1 pseudogene is annotated in these 587 nt (G+C 66.6%); it reads right to left on the reverse strand.

Annotation, left to right across the window (positions count from 1 at the left end):
* Positions 1-587 (reverse strand): annotated as a pseudogene (locus HX846_RS39110) (imidazolonepropionase); the annotation flags it as partial.

Raw genomic sequence — 587 nt, forward strand, 5'->3', positions numbered from 1 at the left:
GGCAACTGGGTTTCCCGCAGGAAGTAGAACGCGCCCGGCAGCAGCACCGCGACGGTGCCGGAAGCGGCCATGGCGATGGCGTCTTCCTCGGTCATGAATTCCAGGTGGTCCGCCGACAGCGCCTGGTACCGCGCCGCCAGGCTGGAGCCATGCAGGGACGACAACTGTTCGGCGTGCAGTTTTACCGGCAAGCCAAGTTTCCGGGCGGCGATGAACACGCGCTCCACCTGCTCCGGTGAGAACGCCAGGTACTCACAGAAGGCGTCGACCGCGTCCACCAGGCCTTCCGCTGCCAGCGCCGGGAGCATTTCGGTGCAGATGTGATCGATGTAGGCATCGGCCCGGTCCACGTACTCCGCCGGCAACGCATGCGCCGCCAGGCAGGTGCTGCGCACACTGACCGGCAACTCGGCGCCGAGGCGACGGATCACCCGCAAAATCTTGCGCTCGCTGGCCAGGTCCAGGCCGTAGCCGGACTTGATCTCGACGGTGGTTACACCGTCGCGCAGCAAACTGCGCAGGCGCTTGTGGCCGCTGGCAAACAGTTCATCTTCGCTCGCCGCACGCGTGGCGCGCACGGTGCTGGC

Source organism: Pseudomonas sp. K5002 (assembly GCF_013386655.1).
In the GTDB taxonomy this organism is placed as follows: Bacteria; Pseudomonadota; Gammaproteobacteria; order Pseudomonadales; family Pseudomonadaceae; genus Aquipseudomonas.